Origin of the sequence: Psychromonas sp. KJ10-10, from assembly GCF_047323245.1 — a bacterium.
Lineage (GTDB): Bacteria > Pseudomonadota > Gammaproteobacteria > Enterobacterales > Psychromonadaceae > Psychromonas.
The window spans coordinates 410,930-434,822 of record NZ_CP178826.1; the positions used below are offsets into that span (position 1 = coordinate 410,930).

Sequence of the window (23,893 nt, forward strand, 5' to 3'; positions counted from 1 at the left end):
AAAATTATCATCAGATGAAAGCGCTTTATTTTATTCTGGGATACTAAAATACAATTCATGTAATTGCCCGTCACGTTCAACCGACAGAGTCATGTCAGTCATGGTTGGGAACTCTTGCATTAATGTAAATGCCTGTTGCGTATCTGTTAAATCAACACCATTTAGTTCAACGGCTAAATCTCCACTTTGTAAACCCGCCTCCTCAAAAATGGATTTATCTTTACCTGGATTAACACGGTAACCTTTTACTTGATCATTTTCTCTGACTGGTGAGATTCTGATAAAATCACCTAATTTAGCAGGATTTTTGAGTAACTCTTGACGATTTAAATTAACCGTTCTGACATCGGATTCGCTTGCATACTTAGCTTGATTTAGACGGGCACTTTGATTATTTCGTTGATGTGCTTGCTGTTGTTTATCTAAGCCCTCAACGCCATCTAACATCAGGGTTTGATAAGACCCCTTGACATCTAAAATGGTACGATCTTGGTAAATTTTAGTAATAACCGCATCCGTTCCTTCAATTTCAGAGTCAATAAAGTAACTGTTTTGTCTACCTTTATTATCAATAATAACGCTTGAGAATTGTGGGTCCGTTGAAGCGACAACTCCAACAAGTTTTAAATTTAAACGTGTTTTAGGGGCATCATTAATATCAACTTCAGCAACAACAGCTTTCTTTTGTTCTGCTTTCTGTCCAAATAATCCTTCAACTTTTTGCGTGTTAATCTTGTTTGCGGATTGTTTGTTTTTTACAATAGCCGGTTTCCATTGCGAAGCTGGTTTGTCTTCAGGTACAAATGACCAGGTTAACAGCGCAAATTGGTAGGCCAACAAAGCAATAAAAATCGCTAATACAACAGCTGGTATTTTTTGTAGAAAAGAAGCTAATGGCACTGATAACAACCCTGTTTTAATACAAACGTAAGAACTTTTTATGCTACCTTAGGTGGCACAAAGCAACAAGCAAATAGCGCGAATTATGTCGAATATAGAGTATAATCCGCCCGATGTAGACTATTTAGACCTGATAACTCAGTTTTAATTGCAAAAAATATTAAATAAATTAAACAAATAAGTGAGTGATCCTATGCCAGATAATCAAGCAACTCAAAAAATTCGTTTGGATAAATGGTTGTGAGGCGGCACGTTTCTATAAAACTCGTAGTATTGCCCGTGATATGATTAACGGCGGAAAAGTACATTATAACGGCCAACGAGCCAAAGCGAGTAAAATTGTAGAACTAGGCGCCTTGTTGACTATTCGTCAAGGTGATATTTCAAAACAAATTACCATTGAAAATTTATCGGAGCAACGTCGCGGAGCCCCTATTGCGGAAACGCTTTATCAAGAAACGGGTGAGAGCGTAAAAAAACGCGAAGAATATTCGATACTACGTAAACTAAGTTTACAAAATGCACCACATCCAGACAAAAAACCAAATAAAAAACAGCGTCGTGAGTTGATACAAGCAAAAGCTCAACGTAACAACGCGAATTTTGACTAATAGAGATAACAATAATGACAGACCAACTACAACGTTTCCTTTTTGATGACTTTGCCATTCGTGGTGAAATAGCAAATGCAGATGATAGTTTCAAAGAAATTATCAGCAATCACGATTTCAGCCCTGAAGTAGGCACTTTGATGGGCGAATTATTAGTCGCTACATCATTACTCACAGCGATACTTAAATTTAAAGGCAAGATTTCAGTTCAACTACAGGGTGATGGTCCAGTAAAATTGGCAGTAATTAATGCCAATCAAGACTTACAAGTTAGAGGAACAGCTAGCATTGAGGGTGAAACATCAGGCCTTTCATTTTCTGAATTAGTTGGTAAAGGTTATATGATCATTACCATCACACCCGAAGAAGGTGAACGTTACCAGGGCATTGTTGACTTAAGCCATAATTCATTAAGCGAATGTTTAGAAAATTACTTTGACCAATCAGAGCAACTACCTACCTGCGTTATTTTACACGCAGATATCACCAATAATGTACAAGCGGCAGGATTACTCATTCAAACCTTACCCGCAACCAGTGAAAATCATGAAGAAGACTTCCAGCATGTTTCTGCCTTGGCAAAAACAGTTAAAGCAGAAGAGTTATTTGCTTTAAGCCAAGAAGAATTATTGTACAGAATATATCACCAAGAAAAAGTTCGCTTACTTGAAACAAAAAACATTTCATTTAAATGTACCTGTTCAAAAGAGCGTTGTTTATCTTCTCTTGCTTCAATCTCGCCAGAAGAGATTTTAGATATTTTAAAAGAGAAAAATCATATTGAGATGCACTGCGAATACTGTGCTAAAGATTATTATTTTGAGGAAAGTGATTTACAAATTTTTCTTGCTGACAATGATGGTCAACAGCACTAATTAACATATTGTATTATATAATAAAGTTCAAAAAAAGCGTCGCAACAAATTTGCGAGCAATTAGTTTACATTAGTGACGTTTTTTTAATCTGTTTTATGACATAGATCCCACCTATTTTGCTCACAATCCCCTACTCTAAATATTGATATATTCAATCATTTAAAAGGGATGCACGATGGCTACATTATCAACAAATACATTAAATCAATACGGTATTACTGATGTTTCTGAAGTTATTTATAACCCAAGTTTTGAAACACTCTTTACAGAAGAAATGGCTGATAATTTAGTCGGCTATGAAAAAGGTGTGCTTACTCAAAACGGTGCGGTCGCAGTTGACACAGGAATATTTACTGGGCGCTCACCAAAAGACAAATACATTGTTAAAGATGACACCACTCGCGATACCATTTGGTGGAGCGATCAAGGTAAAAATGACAACAAAGCAATCGACCAAGATACTTGGGCGCATTTAAAAAATATCGTTAGTAATGGTTTATCAAATAAACGCCTATTTGTTATCGACGCTTATTGTGGTGCCAATGAGAGCTCTCGCCTGAAAGTGCGTTTTATTATGGAAGTTGCATGGCAAGCGCATTTCGTAAAAAATATGTTCATCCGTCCAACCGAAGCAGAATTAGTCGATTTTGAACCAGACTTTGTAGTGATGAACGGCTCTAAAACAGTCAATCCTGATTGGCAATCTCAAGGGCTTAATTCTGAAAACTTTGTTGCTTTTAATCTTACTGAAAAAGTACAAGTTATTGGTGGTACTTGGTACGGTGGTGAAATGAAAAAAGGTCTGTTCTCTGTGATGAACTACCTATTACCACTTAATGGCATGGCTTCAATGCATTGTTCTGCAAATGTCGGAGAAGCTGGCGATACAGCTATTTTCTTTGGTCTTTCTGGTACAGGTAAAACCACCCTTTCAACGGATCCTAAACGTGCATTAATTGGTGATGACGAGCATGGTTGGGATGATGATGGTGTGTTTAACTTCGAAGGTGGTTGTTACGCTAAAACAATACGTTTAAGCCCAGAGGCTGAACCCGATATTTATGGCGCTATCCGCCGTGATGCTTTACTTGAGAATGTTGTTGTTGATGCACAGGGCGTGATTGATTTTGATGATGCAAGTAAAACTGAAAATGCACGTGTTTCTTACCCGCTAGATCATATTGATAACATCGTAAAACCGATTTCAAAGGGTGGTCATGCACAAAAAGTTATTTTCTTAACTGCAGATGCCTTTGGTGTATTACCACCGGTTTCAAAACTTACTAAAGCACAAACTCAGTATCATTTCCTATCAGGTTTTACTGCAAAACTTGCTGGAACTGAGCTTGGTGTCACTGAGCCAACTCCAACATTTTCTGCATGTTTTGGAGCAGACTTTCTTAAGTTTGCACCCAACACAATATGCAGAACAACTTGTTAAACGCATGGAAGCCTGTGGTGCAGAAGCTTATCTAGTTAACACAGGTTGGAATGGTTCAGGCAAACGTATTTCTATCCAAGATACGCGTGGCATTATTGACGCAATTTTAGATGGTTCAATAGAGCAGGCTGAAACCAAACAAATCCCACTATTTAACCTAACAGTGCCTCTTGCTTTGCATGACGTCGATAGCAAAATTCTTGATCCTCGTGATACTTATAGCACAGAGCAAGAATGGAATGAAAAAGCGGAAGAACTCGCTCAGCTATTCATTAAAAACTTTGATCGTTACACCGATAAACAACAGGGTAAAGATCTTGTAAGTGCAGGCCCTCAGTTCAGTAAAGATATGGCTTAACTTGATATATAGCGCTCACTGATATAGTGAGCGCTATACTATTTTCAGCTCTCTTTTAGGCCTTCTAACCGTTCAATTAATTGCATCGCACCATCTTCACAGGGAAGCGTCGCAGGAAAATCCTTAGACATTAGTTTTTCTAACACCTCTTTTAATGCGTCTCCCGTTAACTGTCTTTCTGCTACTTCAACAAAGGGCACCCGCTCAGTTAAAAAACGGTTTAAATAAGGCGTTTCAGGCCAATCAGGCCTTAGCAAACTCATTACGCGAATCTTTTTATACTTGGCAATGGTCGCAATTTCACAATAAGTGCCATAACCTGGCTTAGTAATTATAAAATTACAACTGGCTACCAGTTGTAAAAAAGATTGTGATAACTCATTAATTTGACTGATATCTGAGCGTGATGACGGTATATCCTGATCTACCAACCAATGTAATCCATCTATAATAGGCCAATGCTGTAAATCAAGCGGAAATGGCATGCCACCTAAGGCAACTAGTCCAATTTTTGTTGTGCCCTTTGGCAAGCTAGTTAACAAAGAGGATAAATCAGCCTTTGGCTGGTCATTAATGCTAGCAATAGCTATTTCTCGTCCGTCATCAAGTGGAACAAAGGGAAGAGGCTTAAAAACTTGGTTAGTCGCTTGATACACTGATTGCATTTTCTGAAAAACAGCTTGGCTCTTTTCCTGACCATCTAAACAATAAGCTTGATAAATTTGTGCCCAATTAAATGGCGCAACCGAAGCTGTCTTTATATGTAATTGATGGGCGGCATCTAAACTAATCGGGGAAATATTACTGATTAATATATCCGGCTTTATTTTTTTAAGGAGTTGTTTCTCCTTATCCACTTCGTCTTGCCAACGCTCATAAAGCTGTTGATACTTATCTCGGCTATTAACGATATCGACCTCAATAGCCGAATGCATTAACATGCCAAAATCTGAGCCTAATGGATAATAATCAAAGTCTGCAGATAAACGCGAGGCAATATAGTCTCTTGATAAACGAGTCATCACAGATATTTTAACTTTTGGATAATGCGTCATTAAACGATTTATCACCGCACATGAGATCGCTCCATGACCATTACCGTGAGCTGTAATAGAAAAACAGAGATGCATCATGATTTCCCTATTTTCTGGCAAATGGATTCGGCTAGTTGATGAGTAGCTAAATTACGTTTTATCATGTCGGCTTCAACTTTCCCTATTGCAATCACAGCTAACCAGTCATCAATCATAGCGACAAAACCTTTACTGGTTAACATAGGCGTCCAGTCCGCTAACCTCAGTTGCGTTTGTTGCTCTGACTGCCAACGCTGTCCCGATATAAATGAATCAAACTGATAACTACAATTTTCATAATTAAAGGACACAACTTCGTTTGTTATTCCATGCAAACGGTTCATCGAGGCATGTAATAAAGTACCCGATTGCTCCCACTGTATATCTAAACGTGCAAGTTGCAGTCCTTTAAACTGGCTAACAATATGAACATCCTTTATGTCATTTTTAGCATAAATATTGACACTATCTAAGGGGTGAATAAAATCATCAAATACAAAGGTACGTAATTGAGATGGTAAGTTATAACGATTTTTCTCCCATCGTAAGGAGCATAATGTTTGCTCTCTGATATGGGATTGAAAGAGCGGAATAAAGCGACGATTAAATCCTAAATATAGAGGCGTATTATGTTTTTCTGCTAGCTCATACAGCTTCTCACAATCAAAGGCATTATCAGCAAGGGGTTTATCAACAAAGGTCGCAATGCCTTGTTGTAAAAAATAAGATGCTATCATCACATGCGAAACTGTACTACTGTGGATCATTACCGCATCAACCTGCTCTTTTGGCAACAGTCGATAATCTTGATATACCTTATTCACTCGATATTTTTGAGCAAGCCGAGTTAACGTACTTTGATCACGAGTACACAATAGCAACTCAACATTGTCTAACTGAGTCAAAATGGGTAAATAAGCCTTTTGAGCAATATCACCAAGTCCAATCATGGCTATTTTCATATAACGACCTTCTTATTTTATAAATACAAACCACGTGGATCACTTTTCTAGGTGCTTCTCTAGAAAGAATAAATACAAAGTAGACAAAGTATTCTATGATTAATAACTTAAAATGAGGTAGCTTATATGAATATCAAAAAACGTCATATTATCGAAGTCGCTTTTTCATTATTTTACCATAATGGAATTCACGCCGTTGGTATCAATGAAATTATCAAAACCGCCTCGGTTGCTAAAAAAACACTCTATAACCATTTTGTTAGTAAAGATGAACTGATAGTTGCCACACTCATTTATCGCGATCAATTAGAAATAAATCACCTGCAGTACAAACTGACAAAAGCAGAGACAGGTAAAGATGCATTACTTATTATATTCGAAGCATTAGATGACTTTATTAATAACCGAGACACTGTTTTAGGAAATTTTAGAGGAGATTATTTTAATAATTGTTGCGCTGAATATGCGCAAAGCGCCACTTTAATATATAAAACCTGCCAGCATCACAAGACATCCCTAAAGCAGATTGTACAAATGCATGTTGATTCCTTTGAAAAGAATCCAGACAAGAATCAATTCCTAGTCAACGCTATCCTATTGTTAAGAGAAGGAGCGATTAATCAAGCCTTAGTAAATGGAAATTTAAATAGCGCATTAGAAGCAATGACTTATGTTGAGAGTTTGTTGCGCTTTAAACGATAAACAAACCCTCTACTATTTTAGGATTGCTTTTTTCCCACATTAAACAAACTTGATTTAAAAAAGAGTTAATACGGTAAGGGCGATACTTAGGTGGCATTTTATTTTCAAGAGCTGGAATAGGTTTATGATCTTTTCGTAAACGACTTAAAATTAATTTTAATAACCCATCTAAATAACCTTTAAACGCTTCACTATCATAAATCGCTTGCCAGTCGATTACATTCGCTTCTGTATTTTCTTTAATCATAGGTTCTATTTGCTGAGTATATTTTTCTATTTCATCATCACCCATGCAATATTCTTTAACTAATTGTAAAAAAAGATCTAAACATTCACCCCGCGGTACAATGCTAAAAAACTCTTTTTTATCTATATCCTTTCTTCCCTCTAACGGCATATTAACGGTGCGATATAACACCTCAAACATATGTACGATAGTTCTATCAAGAACACGTTGCTTAGGAAAACGGGTGTCTTGAATATTTTGTTCTATAATTTCATAAAACTCTACAATATTAAAATTATCAGTGACTTGACGAGCAAGCTTATCCGCAACTGACACAGGAATACGATTTTCTAACAAAGTATTAGTTACTGTTTCATTCAGTATTTTTTGTAATTTTAATTGTATTTGATCAAATCGATCATAAGGTGGCGAGGAAGACATTTATTTCCTTTATTAGGCAATATAATAAGCACTTAGTTTACCCTAAAATCGGGCCTACGCCTCAATGCTAACATGGATTGATATTAGTCATTGAATTTTTGTGACGTTAGTCTAAACTTTGCCCACAATTTAAAGGAGAGGCTCCATGTCAGACAAAGTATTTATTACCGCGAAAATGCTACTCGAAGATTCATTTCGTCTAGCGGCACAAGTTTATGAAAGTGGTTTTCGTCCACAATTTATTGTCGGCATTTGGCGTGGCGGTGCACCAATCGGGATCGCAGTACAGGAATACTTTGATTACAAAAAAGTAGAAACAGATCATATCGCTAGTTCGTACCTCTTCTTATTACGGCATTGGTAAACAAAGTAAAACCATTAAAGTACATGGTTTACATTACATTATTGAGAACGCAAATGCCGATGATGGTTTATTAATCGTTGATGATGTGTTCGATTCAGGTCGAAGTGTTGTTGCATTAAAGGAAAAACTAACTGAATTAATGCGCCTTAATATGCCACGTGATGTGCGCATAGCAACACCTTATTACAAGCCTAAAAATAAAGCGGTAGAAATGGTGCCTGACTACTTTATTCATGAATCAGAAGAGTGGTTAGTATTTCCACACGAAGTTTCTGGCTTAGACATTGAAGAAATCGTTAATGGAAAAACTGACTTTGAAAATATTAAACACCTGTTTAATAACAAATAGTTAAACCTTACTTTAACAGATAGTATTAAAAAAGAGACTAAACAGTCTCTTTTTTGCTTTCTAGCCTTGTTGCTTCTAATACCTCAGGATAAAGCTTAAAAAACGTATCACATAATTGATCATAATGAGTCCCTAATGTATCAAAGGTTTGTGCTAGTGGCGCCATTCTTGGGCTCCGAGAGGCAATACGTTGTAATGCAAACTCAATATTTTCAATATCTACATAATGTTCAAACCATCTTCCCTGCCAAACCAATTCTGATATTTTTTCAAATCTCGTAGGTAATGCTTGTGTTAGACTGGATGATTCATTGGCTATTCGTGTTTGTGTCTGTGTTGAAAAATCAGCTAATGAATTAGCATGAAAATCTAACCAATATTTAGCTAAACAATGGTCCCAGAACATATCTAAACTAATCGGGGAAAAACGGCGTAATTCTTTTGAAAATAAAGGTTTAACCGTTTTAATTAAAGGATGGCTATCGGTATAACTATCAACAAAACGATGTAAGCGGATCCCCTTTACAACATCTACATTGTATAAACCATCAGGATTGCCCTTAACAAAATCCCCTAAAAAATTACCTAACAAGCTGGTTTGGGTATGATCTGCAATATGTAAATGTGCAAGATAATTCATTTAAGTGACTCGTAAGTTAAGATAATATCAATACAAATTACTACAAAGAGCACCATATGTTAACTCTACCAGTCAGTTATTCTGCCACCAGCCCACAGGCATTATTGGATAATATTCTTCCTCAGTTTCAAATAGAGCAAGCAGAACACTGTGTATTCTGGTGCCAAGGTTTAAATGATTCCTACAAAGTAAGCACCCAAAATGAGACTTTTTTATTAAGAATCTATCGCCATCAATGGCGCGATATAGAGGCCATTAACTTTGAAATACAAGCACTGTTGTACTTGCAAAAAATGGGTGCTGATATCGCTTACCCGATTGCAACACATACAGGCGACCATATTGTTCAAATAACAGCACCTGAAGGGATACGCTATGCGATATTAACACGCTATGCAAAGGGTCAAGAATTAACTCTTACAGAACAAAAAAGTGCTGAAGTCTATGCTCAACATATGACACAGATACACTTATTATCAGAACAATTTAAACCTACTTACAAACGCTTTAAGTTAGATGTAAAACACCTTATTACAGAGCCATTACAACGTATAAAACCATTCTTAGCTGATCGCTTGGAAGATTGGGAATTTATTAAGAATGGTGCCAAAGCGTTAACACTTACCTTGCAAAGCATGCTTGATGAATCAAGTGACATTGGTTTTTGTCATGGTGATATGCACGGCGGAAATGCACACTATGATGGTTCACAACTAATAAGTTTTGATTTTGATTGCTGTGCAATAGGGCTACGTGTTTATGATTTGGCTATTTTTAAATGGGCTTTAAAATTAAATAAAAAAGACGATGCTATCTGGGTTCGATTTTTAAAAACTTACCAACAGCACCGCCCCTTAAATAAGCAAGATATAAAACAAATAGATAACCTTGTTGCCGTTCGTCAAATTTGGCTAATGGGTTTGCATATTGATATTGCTGTCGCAAAAGGCTGGTTAAATGATGCTTACTTTGATCGCCAAATGGCATTTTTAAGAGAAAATATCCCTCACTAAAGTAACAATGAAAGGCTAAAAATACTGTTATAAATAAAAAAATAAGCGATAATATTGGTCTTAATTTTTTCAGGAATAACAACTATGTCTCAGCTTGGCACTCTTTATATCATCTCAGCTCCCAGCGGTGCTGGAAAATCTAGCCTTATCAATGCATTACTGGCTGAAGATCGTACATGGAATGTGCAAGTTTCTGTTTCCCATACAACCAGAGCTCCACGTGTCGGTGAAAACAACGGTGAGCATTACCATTTTGTTGACGTAGAAAACTTCCAGTCTCTGATAAAAGAAAATGCTTTTTTTGAATGGGCAGAAGTCTTTGGTAACTATTATGGCACTTCGCGCATCACTATCGAACAGGCATTACAGCAGGGTACAGATATATTTTTAGATATCGATTGGCAAGGAGCCCAACAGGTTCGCCAAATGATGCCGGAAGCTGTCGGAATTTTTATTCTTCCGCCAAGTCGTAAGGAATTAGAGTCTCGTCTTAATAAACGAGGTCAAGACAGTCAGGAAATTATTGCTAAACGTATGTCACAGGCACAATCAGAAATGTCACACTACAATGAATATGATTATTTAATCATTAATGATAACTTTGAGCTTGCGAGTAAGGAATTATCAAGTATTGTAAGTGCAACACGCAATCTACAAAAGAAGCAATCAATTGTGTATCAAGGAATGATCGAAGACTTGCTAAAGTAGCGCTGGATCAAACATTATTATGCTTGTATAATAAGCGCCCGTTTTTATGTAATTAACTTTTGGAGTTCAACAATGGCACGTGTAACCGTTGAAGATGCAGTAAATGTAGTTGGTAACCGTTTTGATCTAATCTTAATGGCGACTCGTCGAGCACGTCAGCTTGCTACTGGAGGTAAAACACCTTTAGTTGACCCTGAAAATGACAAACCAACCGTCATAGCTTTACGTGAAATTGAAGAAAATTTAATTACTAATGAATTGATGGATGTTCAAGATCGCCAAGAAAGACATGAGAAACAAGTCGCAGAATTAGCGGCTGTTGCTGCAATTGCAGAAGGTCGTGGTTAATTTTTTCAGGTAAGCGACTGATCAAAAAACTTTTAAACGTCGACCATGAAAATGTTCGGCGTTTTTTTATAGCAATTATTTTAATTGTATTAATATATGATTTAATTTTTGTGACAGAAAACTGCTTTTGTTTGTGGCACAATTGCCACTCTTAAGAGATAAACCAGTATAATAGATCCTCTATTTATTATTGGCATTAAAAAGGAATCATTGTGCTAACTTTATTATATCCCGCAATAGCGATTATTATCGGTTTTGCTTTGCTTTTATGGAGTGCAGATAAATTTGTACTTGGTGCTTCTAACACGGCACGTAGTTTTTCAATTTCTCCCCTTATTGTTGGGGTTGTTATTGTTGGCTTAGGGACATCTGCTCCCGAAATGCTTGTCTCTTCAATGGCGACCATTGATGGAAATACGGGTTTATCTATTGGTAATGCGATTGGATCGAACATTACTAACATAGGTTTAATGCTAGGTATTACCGCGATATTTTACCCTCTACACATTCATTCAAAATTACTTAAACGCGAAATGCCAGTACTACTCGCGATTATGGCATTAAGTTATTTTCTGCTTTGGGATCAACATTTAAGCTTCTTGAATGGTTTACTTTTAATTCTACTGATGTTTGCTATGTTAGCTTATACCATATGGGAAGCTCAAAGCCATGGTGATGATGAATTACCGCAAGAAATACTCGATGAAATGCCAGAGGAAATCAGCAAAGGCGGCTGCTTTAAAATGGTTGATTGTGGGTGCAGTACTATTAATAGCTTCCTCTCGAATCTTAGTTTGGGGTGCAGTAGAGGTTGCTGTTTATTTCCAAGTCAGTGATCTTATTATTGGTTTAACCATTGTTGCTATTGGTACTAGCCTACCTGAATTAGCGACCACAATTGCAGTTGCTCGTAAAAAAGAATTTGACCTTGCTGTTGGTAATATCATTGGCTCAAATATGTTTAATATTTTAGGTGTAATGGCATTACCTGGTTTGATTCATCCTGATACCTTTGACTATGAAGTGCTAACGCGTGATTACCCCGTCATGATTGCTCTTACACTTGCGCTAATCATTTTTTCAATTGCATGGCGTAAAGGTAAAACTGGGATTTTAAGTCGCTTCGAAGGTGGTTTATTATTAGTCGGATATATTTCTTATATGATTTGGTTGTACACAGACTTAGTTTCTGCAACAGTTTAATCTTTATAGAAGACTCACCAATAAGAAGGCGCTAAAGCATTTTGCTTTGGCGCTTTTTTTTAGAATCAAACTAGAGATTATAATAAAACTGTCTATCATTAATTAAATGTTTAATATTTATTTAATATTTATCTATGAAGAAGGCTGATAATGATTATTATACGAAAATATAAACCTCATGATAAAGATTCTCTGATCAAGCTTTGGCAGACTTCTTTTCCAGATCCTGCCCCCCATAATGAGCCAACTTTAGTCTTAGCTGAAAAGCTAAAAGTAGATAATTTAATTTTTATTGCTGAAAAGTCAGAGCAAATTATTGGTAGTTGTATGGCAGGTTATGATGGTCATAGAGGTTGGTTATATTCAGTCGCGGTTTCTCCGAAACTGCGTCGCACCGGAATAGGCTCTAAACTTATTAAACATGCGATTAAACAGCTTAATCAAAAAGGTTGTGCCAAAGTAAACCTGCAAATACTTCAAACTAATCCACAAGTGATACAGTTTTATCAATCACTTGGATTTTCAGTGGAAGAACGTATTAGCATGGGAAAATTTACCGACCTTCAACGTTAATTAAGCACTAAAACATCGATTTATCATTTTTGGATTTTTCCCAAACCTGTATAAGTCGCTTTTCTGGTCACTCCCCAGCGGTAATGGGATAACACACCTGTATTTTTAATAACTCGATGACAAGGGATTAAATAGGCAATACGATTCTTACCCAATGCACTGCCAACCGCTCTTGAAGCCTTTGGACTGCCAATCGCCTTTGATACCTGAGCATAGGAAAATAGCTGACCATCCATACTGGTTAACATCGCTTCCCATACTTTTACTTGAAAGTTAGTCCCCTTAATTAACAGATGTAATTTATCTTTTTCAGCTGAGCTTGAAAATATTTGTTCACTAAGTTTATTTCCCTGTTGTTGGTTCTCAATAAACTGTGCGTTAGGCCACTGTGCAAATAAGTCATCTTTGAGGATCTGCAATTGTTGATCCACGAACTGCAAATAACAAATACCACGGCTTGTCCAAGCAAGTAGCCCTTCACCAAAGGGAGTATTTATCAACGCATATTCAATCACCATACCTAAACCAGCTAATTTTATTTCACCTGGTGTCATGGCTTCACAGCTGACCATTAAATCATGTAGACGCCCTGTCCCAGATAAACCAGCAGACAAGCTAGCATCAAGTATATTATCACTGTGTTTTAACGTATCTAACGCCACTTGTTTGGTTAAAAACTGTAAAAAACGTTTAGGAGAAATACCCGCCCACTTTGAAAAAACACGTTGTAAATGTAACTCACTCATAGAAACTGCATTAGCGATTTCTGTTAAGGTAGGTTGTTCTGCTTGTCGTGCATGAATAAATTCTATAGCACGGGCAACCAATTGATAATGCTGATCCTTATCTTGATAATCTTGTAATTCATCCATCCTAAGCCACTCTACTTTTGAATAATACGCGTGGGCTAAATCCAGTCACTAACATAGTCCCTGTAATGACCAACACAGAACCAAACAAGGTATTAAAACCAATCTCTTCACCTAAGAATAAATAACCCCATAAAATACCAAAAATTGGAATAATAAAAGTAACCGATAGCGCGGAGGCTGGCCCAACATCTGCCACTAAACGAAAATACAATAAATAGGCAAGCCCGGTGCATACAACTCCAAGTAAAATAACAGCAATACTAATATCAACACTCGGTGTTTCTCTGATTGGGAAAAAAACCATTAATGGCAAAACAATGACCACAGCGACCCACATACTGCCATGGGCATTAGCATAAGCTTCAACTTTAGGCGCGGTTTTCGCATAATTTGTCGCAATGCCATAACTAAAGGCGACTAACACAGCGGCTAATATAGGCACAATCGCTTCACTACCGATTTCAAAGGCTTGCCAACCTACAAGTAACATCACCCCGATCACGCCAGAAATTAGTCCCAGAATAATCTGTAGAGTCAGTTTATTTTTATAAACGAGCGTTGCAATAAGTGCTCCCCAAATTGGCGCGGTGGCATTAATAACGGATAACGAAGAGGCATTTAAAGTTTGTGCGGCATAGGCAAAAAATAAGAAAGGAATAGCAGTATTAAATAATCCCAGTATAAAAAAATGTTTTGTATTTCCTGTTAAAGGTAGCTTTTTTTAATAATCCAGGAAATAATCAATAAGGTAATAGCGACAAATAAAACTCTCCCTTCAATCAGTGCAATTGGGCCAAGTGGTGTAGCGGCAATACGCATGAATAAAAGGATCCCCCCAAATAGCGGCAAGTACTATTAGTCGTATAAAGCTGGCTAATCCCATTGGTTTTTTCCTTAATCAATTTAAATGAAATGTGATTGTGGGGCATGCACTCAGATTACTCAACCCGATTGTTGCGCAATTCACTTTTATAGCAGGCAAACAAAAAAGCCCAGTGTTAAACACTAGGCTAAAATTCGTGATTAGATTAAAGGCTTATTTTGCGTTTAATGCGGCTTCTGTGAAGCTTTCATTAGTTGCTTGTGTTTCAACTTTTGCATTAACTGCTGCTGAATTCTTTTTGTGTGTTAAGTAAAGAGGGATAGCAGTAAACACTAAACCACCAACAATGTTACCTAGGATTGTAGGGATCAAGTTGAAGTTTAACCAAGTCGCAATACCAAAGTCAGCACCTAAAATCATTCCAAGTGGGAAAAGGAACATGTTAACAACTGTATGTTCAAAAACTAATGCAAAGAAGATAAAGATAGGGAACCACATGGCGACTACTTTTCCGGCAACCGTACGTGATGTCATACCACCGATCACACCTAAACATACCATCAGGTTACAAAGAATTGCGCGCACAAAACAAGTGATCCAACCATCCATGCCAAGGTTTTCAAAACCAACCGTACGAGCTGTTGATACAGCAATAAATTTCTGTGCCACGGCATTTGGGTCAATTGAGAAATTCATAGTCAGTGAAACAGTAGCTAAATAAGCCACAATTAATGAACCAATTAAGTTACCTAAGCCAATCAGTCCCCAGCAACGGAAAATGCTTGACCATGTCACACCAGCTCGGTTATCAAGTTTAGCTAATGGTGCTAAGCCAAAAGCACCAGTCACTAAGTCGTAGCCCATCAAACTTAAAATACAAAAACCAACAGGGAAGACAAGCGCCCCCACTAGGCCAATGCCAGTTTGTACGATAGCGGTGATAGCAACCACAACCGCCAACGATAAAATAATACCGGCCATGGTGCCACGTAATATGAGGTCTGCAGTGCTAGTTTTGGTTTTAGCTTCGCCAGCATCGATCATGGTTTGTACGAAGTCGGCAGGTTTAATGTAAGACATAATATTGTCCCTATAGTTAAAGTTTAAGAAAGTTAAAATTGAATAGTGAAAGGCTTCCTAGCAAATTAATTTAATCAACAAGCTAGGAAACATTTAAGCTATTAAATCTCTGTGTTTTATAGTTGAACTTCTACTTTTCCATCTGCAACACGAACGTTATAAACATCCACTGAAACTTCGCTATTTTCCAAACATGAGCCATCTTTAAGATTAAAGCGTTGTTTTTTCAATGGTGAAGCAACCCATAACTGCTCTTGGTGCTCACAAATAACACCGCGAGATAACACATTTGAGTGTGCAAATGGGTCCATATTATTAAGTGCATAAACCTGACTTTCTTCGCTAGGCCTAAAAATTGCCACTTGTTTACCATCCACTAATGCACAAATGCCTGTTGCTGGGAAAATCTTTTCTAAATCACATACTGTTATCCACTGACTCATTACGCTTCCTCCAGGCTAATTTTGTAGGTAGGGACTTTCTCTTGCAAAAATGCGGGACGTTTTTGACCACGTTCAGGTGTAAAAATAACATTATCGTCCTGCGCATCGCTGTTAATAAAATGTGCAAAGCGTTGCAATTGTTCTGTATCTTTTAAGGTAGTTGCCCACTCACAGTGGAAATTATTAATAGATTCGGCCATTTCTTTTTCAAGCTGTGCATTGATACCTAATTTATCTTTCATCACCACTTGTTGAACATACTCAATGCCACCCTCTAAATTTTCTAGCCAAACAGAAGTACGTGTTAACTTATCGGCAGTGCGCACATAAAACATCATGAAGCGATCTAAATACTTAATAAGTGTTGCTTTATCTAAGTCAGAAGCAAGTAATGAAGCATGGCGAGGTTTCATTCCACCATTACCACAAACATATAAATTCCAACCAGAGTCCGTTGCGATAATTCCCACATCTTTACCCTGCGCTTCAGCACACTCACGGGTACAACCAGAAACACCAAACTTCATTTTGTGTGGCGTACGTAAACCTTTATATCGATTCTCTAATTCCACACCGAGACCAACACTATCCTGCACACCAAAACGACACCAAGTACTGCCTACACAAGTTTTCACCATACGTAGCGCTTTAGCGTATGCTTGACCTGTTTCAAAACCAGCATCTAGAAGCTGTTTCCAAATATCTGGTAAATCAGATTTATGCGCACCAAATAAACCAATACGTTGTGCACCTGTAATTTTTGTATATAAGTCGTATTGTCTGCGCAACACTAGCAACTACCGCTAACCCTTTAGGTGTTACTTCACCACCAGCCATACGTGGAATCACAGAATAAGTACCGTCTTTTTGCATATTGCCAAGGAAAATATCATTAGTATCCTGTAAGCCATTATGTTCTTTTGTTAAAACATGCTCGCCCCAGCAAGACGCTAAAATCGATCCTACAGTAGGTTTACACACTTCACAGCCGTAGCCTTTTCCGTATTTATTGAGCAACTCTTTAAAGGTTTTAATACCTTCAACACGAATAAGGTGAAATAGCCCTTGGCGAGAATATTCAAAATGCTCACAAAGATGATTTTTAACTTCAATCCCCTGCTTCGCTAATTCTGAATTTAATACTTGAGTAATCAATGGAACACAACCGCCACAACCAGTTCCTGCGCCGGTTTCCATTTTAATGGCCCCAATAGTGGTATGACCGGCGGCAACAGCATCTGCAATATCGGATTTTTTAACATCAAAACACGAACAAACTTGCGCTGTTGCAGGTAGGGCATCAACACCTAGTCCTACTTTTTCACCACCAGCATGAGAAGGTAAAATTAAGGCATCAGGGTGCTTAGGCGACTCGATAGCATTTAATTTATATTGTAATAAATCGCTATAGCTTTCTGTATCACCCACCAGCACGGCGCCTAACAGCTGTTTGCCATCTTCGGAAACAATAATACGTTTGTAGACAGAGCTGTTTTCATCCACATAAACATAACTTTTGCAATTAGGAGTACGACCATTAGCATCACCAATACTGCCCACATCAACACCTAATAGTTTCAATTTAGCGCTCATATCGGCACCAGTGAACTCATTGTCACGGCCTAGGATATTATCAACAGCAACCTTTGCCATGTTGTAACCCGGTGCAACTAAACCAAAGAATTTTTCATTCCAAGAGGCACACTCACCAATCGCATAAATATCTGCATCTGAGGTTTTACAGTTATTATCAATACTGATACCACCACGAGGCGCTGTTGCTAAACCACATTGTTTACCTAATTTATCCTGCGGGCGAACACCGGTAGAGAAAACAATAAAGTCAATTTCTAGTTCAGTCCCATCGGCAAATTTCATTGTATTACGTGCAGAGTCACCGCCCACAATAATTTCTTGGGTATTTTTCCCCGTATGAACATTAACACCTATGCTTTCGATTTTATTACGAAGCATTTGCCCGCCTTGCTGGTCTAATTGCTCAGCCATCAACACAGGTGCAAACTCGATAACATGTGTTTCTACACCTAATGCTTTCAATGCACCAGCGGCTTCTAAACCAAGTAAACCACCACCAACAACGACGCCTTTTTTACTACGTCTAGCGACTGTTTCTATGGCATTTAAATCTTCAATGGTGCGGTAAACGAAACAGTCTTTACTTTCATTACCTTTAATAGAAGGAACCCAAGGATATGATCCTGTTGCCATCACTAATTTGTCGTAATAAACGGCGCGACCAGTTTGTGAGTGAATGACTTTTTCTTGTCGATTAATGGTTAAAGCACGTTCACCAATTAATACGTTAATATTATGTTTTTCGTAAAAACCTTCTTTTACTAAAGAAAGTTCATCTGCGGTATGATGTGAAAAGTACGAGGAAAGATGAACACGATCATAAGCAACGCGAGGTTCTTCACAAAATGCTGTTATTTCAAATTGTGTTAGATCAGCTTTTTCAACAAAGTCTTCGATAAAGCGATGGCCAACCATGCCATTACCGATGATTACTAGTTTTTGTTTGCTCATTGTTTCCTCGCGAGTAATTATGTAATTTAATCGACGCAAGATTACCAAAGTGTAATTAAGCAACATTGATAAACATCAACTTTAGTTACACAAATACAACAAAAAGCTAGCAAAAACAGCTACATTCATCATACAATAGTATTTTAAATCTGAAAAAACACTATGTTTTGCAACAAAAATTACAATACAGAAACAAACTGACGTATTAAAATTACATTTAACCAACAATAAGGCGTAAAAGTGAAAGTAAATTGTTACAAAATTTTAATCAGTGCCTGCCTACTAGGACAAAGGGTAAGATATGATGCAAAGATTAAAAAATGCCAGCATGTTTTGCTTGAAAAATGGATACAGCAAGGCATTGTGCTACCAGCTTGCCCTGAAGTATTAGGGGGCTTACCGACACCTCGCCCTGCGGCAGAAATAATGATCAATGGTAATATTGAAACAGCTCAAGGTGAAAAAGTTACCGATGCATTTCAGGAAGGCGCTCAAAAAACGCTTACACTCGCTTTAAAACATGACATTAAAATTGCTATTTTAACCGAGCGAAGTCCTTCCTGCGGTAGCAGTGAAATATACGATGGCAGTTTTTCTCGACAGATTATTGATGGGCAGGGTATGACAACCAAATTATTACGCGACAATGATATTTTGGTGTTTAACCAATTTCAATTACAAGCAGTAGAAGATCTGCTTAACCTCAGCATCGGACAATAAACGGAGTTTGTATAACGTTATAAAACGATTAAAGGGATCAGCCCCACTATTCCTTATTCAGAGCACTGTTTAATGCGTATTAATATTTCTTCCTTTCTAGAGTTACTGGCTTCACTCCATTCCTTGATTTCATCTAAACTGCGCAAACAGCCAAGACAGATATCTTTATCGTCTAAGCGACACTTCCCTACACAAGGACTTTCTATCTTATTCATTTTTATCCCCTATAAAGAAATTGATATGTCAGTATAACTTCCGTTACACTCTGCGTTACATTTTTTAACAAAAATAGAGAGAACTCATATGTTTATTATACGTTGGATTTTAGGTCGCATTATTTTATTGCTTAACTTTATCTTTAGCCCTAAAAAACTAAAACGAGATAATCAGGCACAGGCTGTTATTGATGCACAAACTAAATCATTACAGCTGTACCAATACCAAGCTTGCCCATTCTGCGTTAAAGTAAGAAGAACCATTCGTCGTAACGGATTAAACATTACCACGGTTGATGCTAAACAAGAAAGCAACAAAGCTGAACTATTAGCACAGGGTGGAAAAGTACAAGTACCTTGCCTACGAATTGAAGAAAATAATCAAGTAACCTGGATGTATGAGTCTGCAAATATTAATAACTACTTAAATGAGCGCTTTGTATAATCAAGTAATGCGAACTCAAGAAAAAAGACAAAGGTTGAATATACTGAAATAGATGTAAAATAGCTTCTGAGGCAAACACCAAAATCATAGGAAGATAACATGCCATCATCACGTCAAGTTGTTAGCGAATTTATTGAACGCGGCTATATTCAACCAGAACACATTAAACAAGCGCTCACTGTTGCACAGGTTTATCCTAATCAAAAAAACTGGTTTCAGTTCATTGACCGATTATTACTCAGCTTAGGTGCTTTAGCACTTGGATTCTCTGTACTTTTCTTTTTTGCTTATAACTGGAATGAATTTGGCCGTGTTGCCAAGTTTGCCCTGTTAGAAACGCTACTTGTTAGCACTATTATTTTTTATTACTGGGGAGCCAAAGGCCTGCTTAGTAAACAAATCTGTCTACTTGTAGCGAGTTTATTAGTCGGTATTATCATGGCTTTCTTTGGTCAAACCTACCAAACAGGTGCTGACCCTTGGACGCTATTTTTGTATTGGGCAATACTCATTACCCCTGGGCGGTTATCGCACGATTTGCGCCTCTATGGTTAAGCTGGTTAGCCTTATTTAATATCGCGCTCAGCCTCTATATTGATACCTTCAGTTCGCCTTTATTGTATTTGTTTGGTTACCAACAGGAACAATTTATCGCGCTCTTTCTTCTCAACAGCTTTGCATTAATTACATTAGAACTTTGTAGCAATCGCTTTCAATATTTATCGTCACGCTGGGTAGCACGCATTATTGCAACTTGCAAGTGGTTTCATGATCACCATGTCTTTTTTGAAGAAATTATCTCTTCACATGATAACAACTCCCTTTCAGCGCTACTATGGCTGAGTTTTATTGTGGCTATTTATATTGTTTATCGCCATAAACGAAAGGACTTATTTATGCTCGCAGGAGGTTGCTTGTCGAGTATTGTTATTCTTTCTACCTTCATGATTGAACTCGTCGATGACAATTTCGATGAAGGCTTGTTGTTGCTTACTGCTCTAGTAATCATTGGCTTAACCAGTTTGTCGACTATCTGGCTTAAAAAAGTACATAGGGAGATGTCGCTATGAAGGATCAACAAAAGTTATGGCAACAATTACAGCCACAAGGGTTAGTTTCAGGTCAATACGAAACACCAGAAACACTTAACTCACCTTGGTTTGTGAAAGTACTGTTAGCTTTCTCAGGCTGGTTTGCGTCAATACTGATATTTATCTTCTGCTTATTAGCCTTGCAAGATGTCATTGATAATAATATAGCCTGTGCAATTATTGGCTCTGGGTTTATAATTCTTGCGTATTCACTGTTAAAAAAAACGCCAAATGAATTTGTTGAACATTTAATGTTAGCAACAAGCCTAGCAGGGCAAGCCCTTATTGCCTGGGCTTTATTTGCAAATGATGCTCTATCTTCTCCTTTAATCAGCTGGTTTACCCTATTGATATTACAGGGAGCTTTATCAGTATTAATGCCACATTATGTGCACAGAGTATGTTCGGCGTTATTTGCTAGTATTGCCCTAATTGTGTGTTTTCATTACCTCAATATCTCCTTGATAAGCAGTACCGTTTTACTCTTTTTGGCTTCTTTTTTAATATTAAATGAATGGCGTTTTAACAAATTACAACCTCTCTTAGAAGCTATTAGTTATGGCATTGTGCTTGTCATTATTCCGCTTCAAGCCTCCACCAGCTTAGGTTATGAAATATCTTCCTGGCTTAATGAGCATCATGAGGCTGGCATAATAAATCATTATCTAGAGCAAGCATTGTTAATTCTGGTGATGCTTTATATCCTTTTATCTATATTGCATCGCAGTGACTCTATCGTTCCTCTTAGCAAACGTATCGCTCTGATTGTTGCAACAATTTGTTTTTGTCTTTTATCAATGCAGGCATCAGGTATAACAGTGAGCTTAGCAATATTGACCCTAGGTTTCTCTTATAGCAATAGAATATTGCAAGGGTTAGGCATATGTTCATTACTCTATTATATTAGTAACTATTATTATTATTTAGAGCTGACATTACTGCAAAAAGCTGCCAGTTTATGTGTTGTGGGGTTATTTTTGCTATTGATACGAGGCCTTGTATTAAAGTTTGCACAGCCGAAACAAGGAGCTAAAAATGAAGCATAAAGTAGTTTTAATGACTTTAGTTACTATTTTAGCTGTCATTAATTTTTCAATATTTACTAAAGAAGAGCACCTTAAACAAGGAGAGAGCATCTACTTGGAATTAGCACCCGTTGATCCTCGCTCATTAATGCAGGGAGATTATATGGCCCTACGTTATGTACTTGCGAATGCATTATATGACGCCTTACCCAAGCACGCAGATGATAATAACTGGAGAAAAGCTGTCACACCCCATAATGGCAAAGTTATTGTCACATTAAACGATAACAAGGTGGCAAGCTATCAAGGCATTTATGAGGGACAGGGTTTAAAGGAAAATGAACGTACATTGAATTACAGGGTGCGTAATAACCAAGTTAAAATTGCGAGCAATGCTTTTTTCTTTGAGGAAGGCACTGCAGAGGCCTATGAAGCATCGCGATATGGGGAGTTTAGAGTAAACTCCCAAGGCGAACTACTACTTAATGCCATGTTTGATGAAGACTTAAAACCTATCAACCTAGCAACTAGCACGCAATAATATGATTATTCTTATGTGCTAGTTTGGCTGTTATCGCTAGGCAAACGCCAGGAGATAATCGTTGCCACTAGAATAAACAAACAGGAAGTTACCAAGCAAGCTCCTAAACCATAACTGACAAAGACCCAGCCTGACAGAAGTGTACCGATCAGTCTACCCATAGCATTAGCCATATAATAGAAACCAATATCTAAGGAAACACCATCCTGCTGTGCATAACTCACGATTAAGTAGCTGTGTAAGGAGGAGTTAACCGCAAATAAAGCACCAAATATAAACAAACAGAGGATAACTAACCAGGGTGATACGGTCAGACTCATCAATACTAATAAGGGAGTAAAGGTTAAAGAAAGCGCCCATAGTGCCGCATTTTTACCAGAAGGCACTTTTTGAGTTTGTGTTTGTTTTGATTTATTACCAGTTATACGAGGTGCAATAGATTGTATGCCACCATAAATAATAACCCAAGACGCAAGTAAGGCTCCAATAGACCAAGCACTCCAGCCGTAGGTTTCACTAAAATAAACCGGAAGCGCCACCACAAACCAAACATCACGAGAGGCGAACAAGAAAAAACGAGCGAGCAGAAAGACGATTGATAGTGGCACTCTTTGAAAGTAATTCTTTAAACTTAATTTTTCGCTTAACTCTCCCAAGATCTTCTTTTAAGAGTATCAAGCTAGCAATAAATACAATAATGAGCATTATCGCCATAAATAACATGGCCGATTGAAAACCAATTAACGTTAGTAATAAACCACCTAAGAAAAATCCAACGCCTTTAAGGGTATTTTTAGAGCCAGTTAAAATAGCTACCCACTTATAAAGCTGACCTTGATTATCTTCCTGAACAAACAGTTTTATGGCACTTTTTGCGCTCATTTTATTGAGATCTTTAGCAATGCCCGATAATGCCTGTGCGACCATTACCCAAATAATAGAGAGATATTCATTAGGTAATGTCAACATAAACAATGCCACCACCTGAATAAACAAACCAATATTCATGGTGCGATTCAGGCCAAGTCTTGCTCCTAGCCAACCACCTAATAAGTTAGTTACAACACCAAAAAACTCGTAAAAAATAAACAGGAAAGCAACCTGTAAAGCATCATAACCAAGTTGATGAAAATACAGCACTACCAACATACGTAGTGCACCATCTGTTAAGGTAAACGCCCAATAATTACCGGTAATAACCAAGTATTGTTTGAGTTCACTGGAAAGATTTTTAAACATATATGTCACTCTATCACTGCAAATAAAGGCTATTCAGTAAAAGTGACTAATGACACCTTACGGG

At 37.5% G+C, this 23,893-nt stretch carries 24 protein-coding genes and 6 pseudogenes; 17 read left to right on the forward strand and 13 right to left on the reverse strand.

The features are described from left to right. Positions 1-30: 30 nt before the first annotated feature. Positions 31-900 (reverse strand): type II secretion system protein GspC, encoded by an 870-nt coding sequence (gene gspC, locus ACLKMH_RS02370; protein ID WP_413700722.1) that lies wholly within the window; start codon positions 898-900, stop codon positions 31-33. Positions 901-1,093: 193 nt separating this feature from the next. On the opposite strand from gspC, the pseudogene hslR reads away from it, so the two are divergent. The 3 genes and pseudogenes from hslR to pckA all read left to right on the forward strand — a co-directional run bounded on the left by hslR (position 1,094) and on the right by pckA (position 4,186). Further along, positions 1,094-1,511 (forward strand): annotated as a pseudogene (gene hslR / locus ACLKMH_RS02375) (ribosome-associated heat shock protein Hsp15). An 11-nt stretch (positions 1,512-1,522) separates the two neighbouring features. Next, the gene (gene hslO, locus ACLKMH_RS02380) at positions 1,523-2,386 is read left to right on the forward strand and encodes an Hsp33 family molecular chaperone HslO (RefSeq protein WP_413702238.1); all 864 of its coding nucleotides are present in this window, start codon (positions 1,523-1,525) and stop codon (positions 2,384-2,386) included. Positions 2,387-2,562: 176 nt separating this feature from the next. After that, positions 2,563-4,186: pseudogene (gene pckA, locus ACLKMH_RS02385) on the forward strand (phosphoenolpyruvate carboxykinase (ATP)). Positions 4,187-4,230: 44 nt separating this feature from the next. Here pckA and ACLKMH_RS02390 read toward each other — a convergent pair. Together ACLKMH_RS02390 and ACLKMH_RS02395 are read right to left on the reverse strand one after the other, a co-directional pair. Further along, on the reverse strand, positions 4,231-5,319 hold the full coding sequence (locus tag ACLKMH_RS02390) for a hypothetical protein (protein ID WP_413700723.1): 1,089 nt from the start codon (positions 5,317-5,319) through the stop codon (positions 4,231-4,233). Beyond that, positions 5,316-6,221, reverse strand: coding sequence for a Gfo/Idh/MocA family protein (locus ACLKMH_RS02395; RefSeq protein ID WP_413700724.1), 906 nt, complete (start codon positions 6,219-6,221; stop codon positions 5,316-5,318). The genes ACLKMH_RS02390 and ACLKMH_RS02395 overlap by 4 nt, the downstream gene beginning before the upstream one ends. Positions 6,222-6,347: 126 nt before the next feature. Between ACLKMH_RS02395 and ACLKMH_RS02400 the strand changes: the two genes are divergently transcribed. After that, positions 6,348-6,923, forward strand: coding sequence for a TetR/AcrR family transcriptional regulator (locus ACLKMH_RS02400; RefSeq protein ID WP_413700725.1), 576 nt, complete (start codon positions 6,348-6,350; stop codon positions 6,921-6,923). On the opposite strand, the gene ACLKMH_RS02405 is transcribed toward ACLKMH_RS02400, so the two are convergent. Next, positions 6,913-7,590 carry a hypothetical protein gene (locus ACLKMH_RS02405; protein WP_413700726.1) on the reverse strand — a complete coding sequence of 226 codons (678 nt, stop codon included), beginning with the start codon at positions 7,588-7,590 and terminating at the stop codon, positions 6,913-6,915. The two genes, ACLKMH_RS02400 and ACLKMH_RS02405, sit on opposite strands and share 11 nt — an antisense overlap. 145 nt (positions 7,591-7,735) lie before the next feature. Here ACLKMH_RS02405 and ACLKMH_RS02410 point away from each other — a divergent pair. Then, a pseudogene (locus ACLKMH_RS02410) lies at positions 7,736-8,303 on the forward strand (phosphoribosyltransferase). A 37-nt stretch (positions 8,304-8,340) separates the two neighbouring features. On the opposite strand, the gene ACLKMH_RS02415 reads toward ACLKMH_RS02410, so the two are convergent. After that, a complete protein-coding gene (locus ACLKMH_RS02415; RefSeq protein WP_413700727.1) occupies positions 8,341-8,943 on the reverse strand; it encodes an ACP phosphodiesterase in 603 nt (200 codons plus the stop codon). Between the two features lie 56 nt (positions 8,944-8,999). Between ACLKMH_RS02415 and ACLKMH_RS02420 the strand changes: the two genes are divergently transcribed. From ACLKMH_RS02420 to ACLKMH_RS02445, 6 genes are all read left to right on the forward strand, one after another. Next, a complete protein-coding gene (locus ACLKMH_RS02420) occupies positions 9,000-9,956 on the forward strand; it encodes a phosphotransferase enzyme family protein (protein ID WP_413700728.1) in 957 nt (318 codons plus the stop codon). Between the two features lie 84 nt (positions 9,957-10,040). Next, positions 10,041-10,664, forward strand: a complete 624-nt coding sequence (gmk, locus tag ACLKMH_RS02425) for a guanylate kinase (protein ID WP_413700729.1) — start codon at positions 10,041-10,043, stop codon at positions 10,662-10,664. Positions 10,665-10,736: 72 nt separating this feature from the next. Next, a complete protein-coding gene (gene rpoZ, locus ACLKMH_RS02430) occupies positions 10,737-11,012 on the forward strand; it encodes a DNA-directed RNA polymerase subunit omega (protein WP_413700730.1) in 276 nt (91 codons plus the stop codon). A 212-nt stretch (positions 11,013-11,224) separates the two neighbouring features. Further along, positions 11,225-11,848, forward strand: a complete 624-nt coding sequence (locus ACLKMH_RS02435; protein WP_413700731.1) for a sodium:calcium antiporter — start codon at positions 11,225-11,227, stop codon at positions 11,846-11,848. Further along, positions 11,766-12,215 (forward strand): sodium:calcium antiporter, encoded by a 450-nt coding sequence (locus ACLKMH_RS02440; protein ID WP_413700732.1) that lies wholly within the window; start codon positions 11,766-11,768, stop codon positions 12,213-12,215. Before ACLKMH_RS02435 ends, ACLKMH_RS02440 begins: the two co-directional genes overlap by 83 nt. Positions 12,216-12,365: 150 nt before the next feature. Beyond that, positions 12,366-12,788 carry a GNAT family acetyltransferase gene (locus ACLKMH_RS02445; protein ID WP_413700733.1) on the forward strand — a complete coding sequence of 141 codons (423 nt, stop codon included), beginning with the start codon at positions 12,366-12,368 and terminating at the stop codon, positions 12,786-12,788. A gap of 23 nt (positions 12,789-12,811) precedes the next feature. Here the strand turns inward: ACLKMH_RS02445 and ACLKMH_RS02450 are convergent, their stop codons facing one another. From ACLKMH_RS02450 to nirB, 6 genes and pseudogenes are all read right to left on the reverse strand, one after another. Beyond that, positions 12,812-13,660 (reverse strand): methylated-DNA--[protein]-cysteine S-methyltransferase, encoded by an 849-nt coding sequence (locus ACLKMH_RS02450; RefSeq protein WP_413700734.1) that lies wholly within the window; start codon positions 13,658-13,660, stop codon positions 12,812-12,814. A gap of 1 nt (position 13,661) precedes the next feature. Then, positions 13,662-14,150 (reverse strand): DMT family transporter, encoded by a 489-nt coding sequence (locus ACLKMH_RS02455; protein ID WP_413702239.1) that lies wholly within the window; start codon positions 14,148-14,150, stop codon positions 13,662-13,664. Further along, positions 14,151-14,345: pseudogene (locus ACLKMH_RS02460) on the reverse strand (EamA family transporter); the annotation flags it as partial. A 351-nt stretch (positions 14,346-14,696) separates the two neighbouring features. Then, a complete protein-coding gene (locus ACLKMH_RS02465) occupies positions 14,697-15,563 on the reverse strand; it encodes a formate/nitrite transporter family protein (RefSeq protein ID WP_413700735.1) in 867 nt (288 codons plus the stop codon). A gap of 116 nt (positions 15,564-15,679) precedes the next feature. Then, complete coding sequence (nirD, locus tag ACLKMH_RS02470) at positions 15,680-16,006, reverse strand: nitrite reductase small subunit NirD (protein WP_413700736.1); 327 nt, start codon at positions 16,004-16,006, stop codon at positions 15,680-15,682. After that, positions 16,006-18,553: pseudogene (gene nirB / locus ACLKMH_RS02475) on the reverse strand (nitrite reductase large subunit NirB). The gene nirD and the pseudogene nirB overlap by 1 nt, the downstream one beginning before the upstream one ends. Positions 18,554-18,793: 240 nt before the next feature. Here nirB and ACLKMH_RS02480 point away from each other — a divergent pair. Further along, positions 18,794-19,273, forward strand: a complete 480-nt coding sequence (locus tag ACLKMH_RS02480) for a DUF523 domain-containing protein (RefSeq protein ID WP_413700737.1) — start codon at positions 18,794-18,796, stop codon at positions 19,271-19,273. 53 nt (positions 19,274-19,326) lie between these two features. On the opposite strand, the gene ACLKMH_RS02485 is transcribed toward ACLKMH_RS02480, so the two are convergent. Continuing rightward, positions 19,327-19,488: a DUF1289 domain-containing protein gene (locus tag ACLKMH_RS02485; RefSeq protein WP_413700738.1), complete on the reverse strand. Its 162-nt coding sequence runs from the start codon at positions 19,486-19,488 to the stop codon at positions 19,327-19,329. A gap of 88 nt (positions 19,489-19,576) precedes the next feature. On the opposite strand from ACLKMH_RS02485, the gene ACLKMH_RS02490 reads away from it, so the two are divergent. From ACLKMH_RS02490 to ACLKMH_RS02510, 5 genes are all read left to right on the forward strand, one after another. After that, the gene (locus ACLKMH_RS02490) at positions 19,577-19,933 is read left to right on the forward strand and encodes a glutaredoxin family protein (RefSeq protein ID WP_413700739.1); all 357 of its coding nucleotides are present in this window, start codon (positions 19,577-19,579) and stop codon (positions 19,931-19,933) included. 99 nt (positions 19,934-20,032) lie between these two features. Continuing rightward, positions 20,033-20,488, forward strand: coding sequence for a DUF2157 domain-containing protein (locus ACLKMH_RS02495; protein WP_413700740.1), 456 nt, complete (start codon positions 20,033-20,035; stop codon positions 20,486-20,488). Then, positions 20,413-21,003: a hypothetical protein gene (locus ACLKMH_RS02500; protein WP_413700741.1), complete on the forward strand. Its 591-nt coding sequence runs from the start codon at positions 20,413-20,415 to the stop codon at positions 21,001-21,003. Before ACLKMH_RS02495 ends, ACLKMH_RS02500 begins: the two co-directional genes overlap by 76 nt. Further along, the gene (locus ACLKMH_RS02505; protein WP_413700742.1) at positions 21,000-22,070 is read left to right on the forward strand and encodes a DUF4401 domain-containing protein; all 1,071 of its coding nucleotides are present in this window, start codon (positions 21,000-21,002) and stop codon (positions 22,068-22,070) included. The genes ACLKMH_RS02500 and ACLKMH_RS02505 overlap by 4 nt, the downstream gene beginning before the upstream one ends. Continuing rightward, positions 22,060-22,590 carry a GDYXXLXY domain-containing protein gene (locus tag ACLKMH_RS02510; RefSeq protein ID WP_413700743.1) on the forward strand — a complete coding sequence of 177 codons (531 nt, stop codon included), beginning with the start codon at positions 22,060-22,062 and terminating at the stop codon, positions 22,588-22,590. The genes ACLKMH_RS02505 and ACLKMH_RS02510 overlap by 11 nt, the downstream gene beginning before the upstream one ends. A gap of 11 nt (positions 22,591-22,601) precedes the next feature. On the opposite strand, the pseudogene arsJ reads toward ACLKMH_RS02510, so the two are convergent. Continuing rightward, positions 22,602-23,829: pseudogene (arsJ, locus tag ACLKMH_RS02515) on the reverse strand (organoarsenical effux MFS transporter ArsJ). Positions 23,830-23,893: the final 64 nt, after the last annotated feature.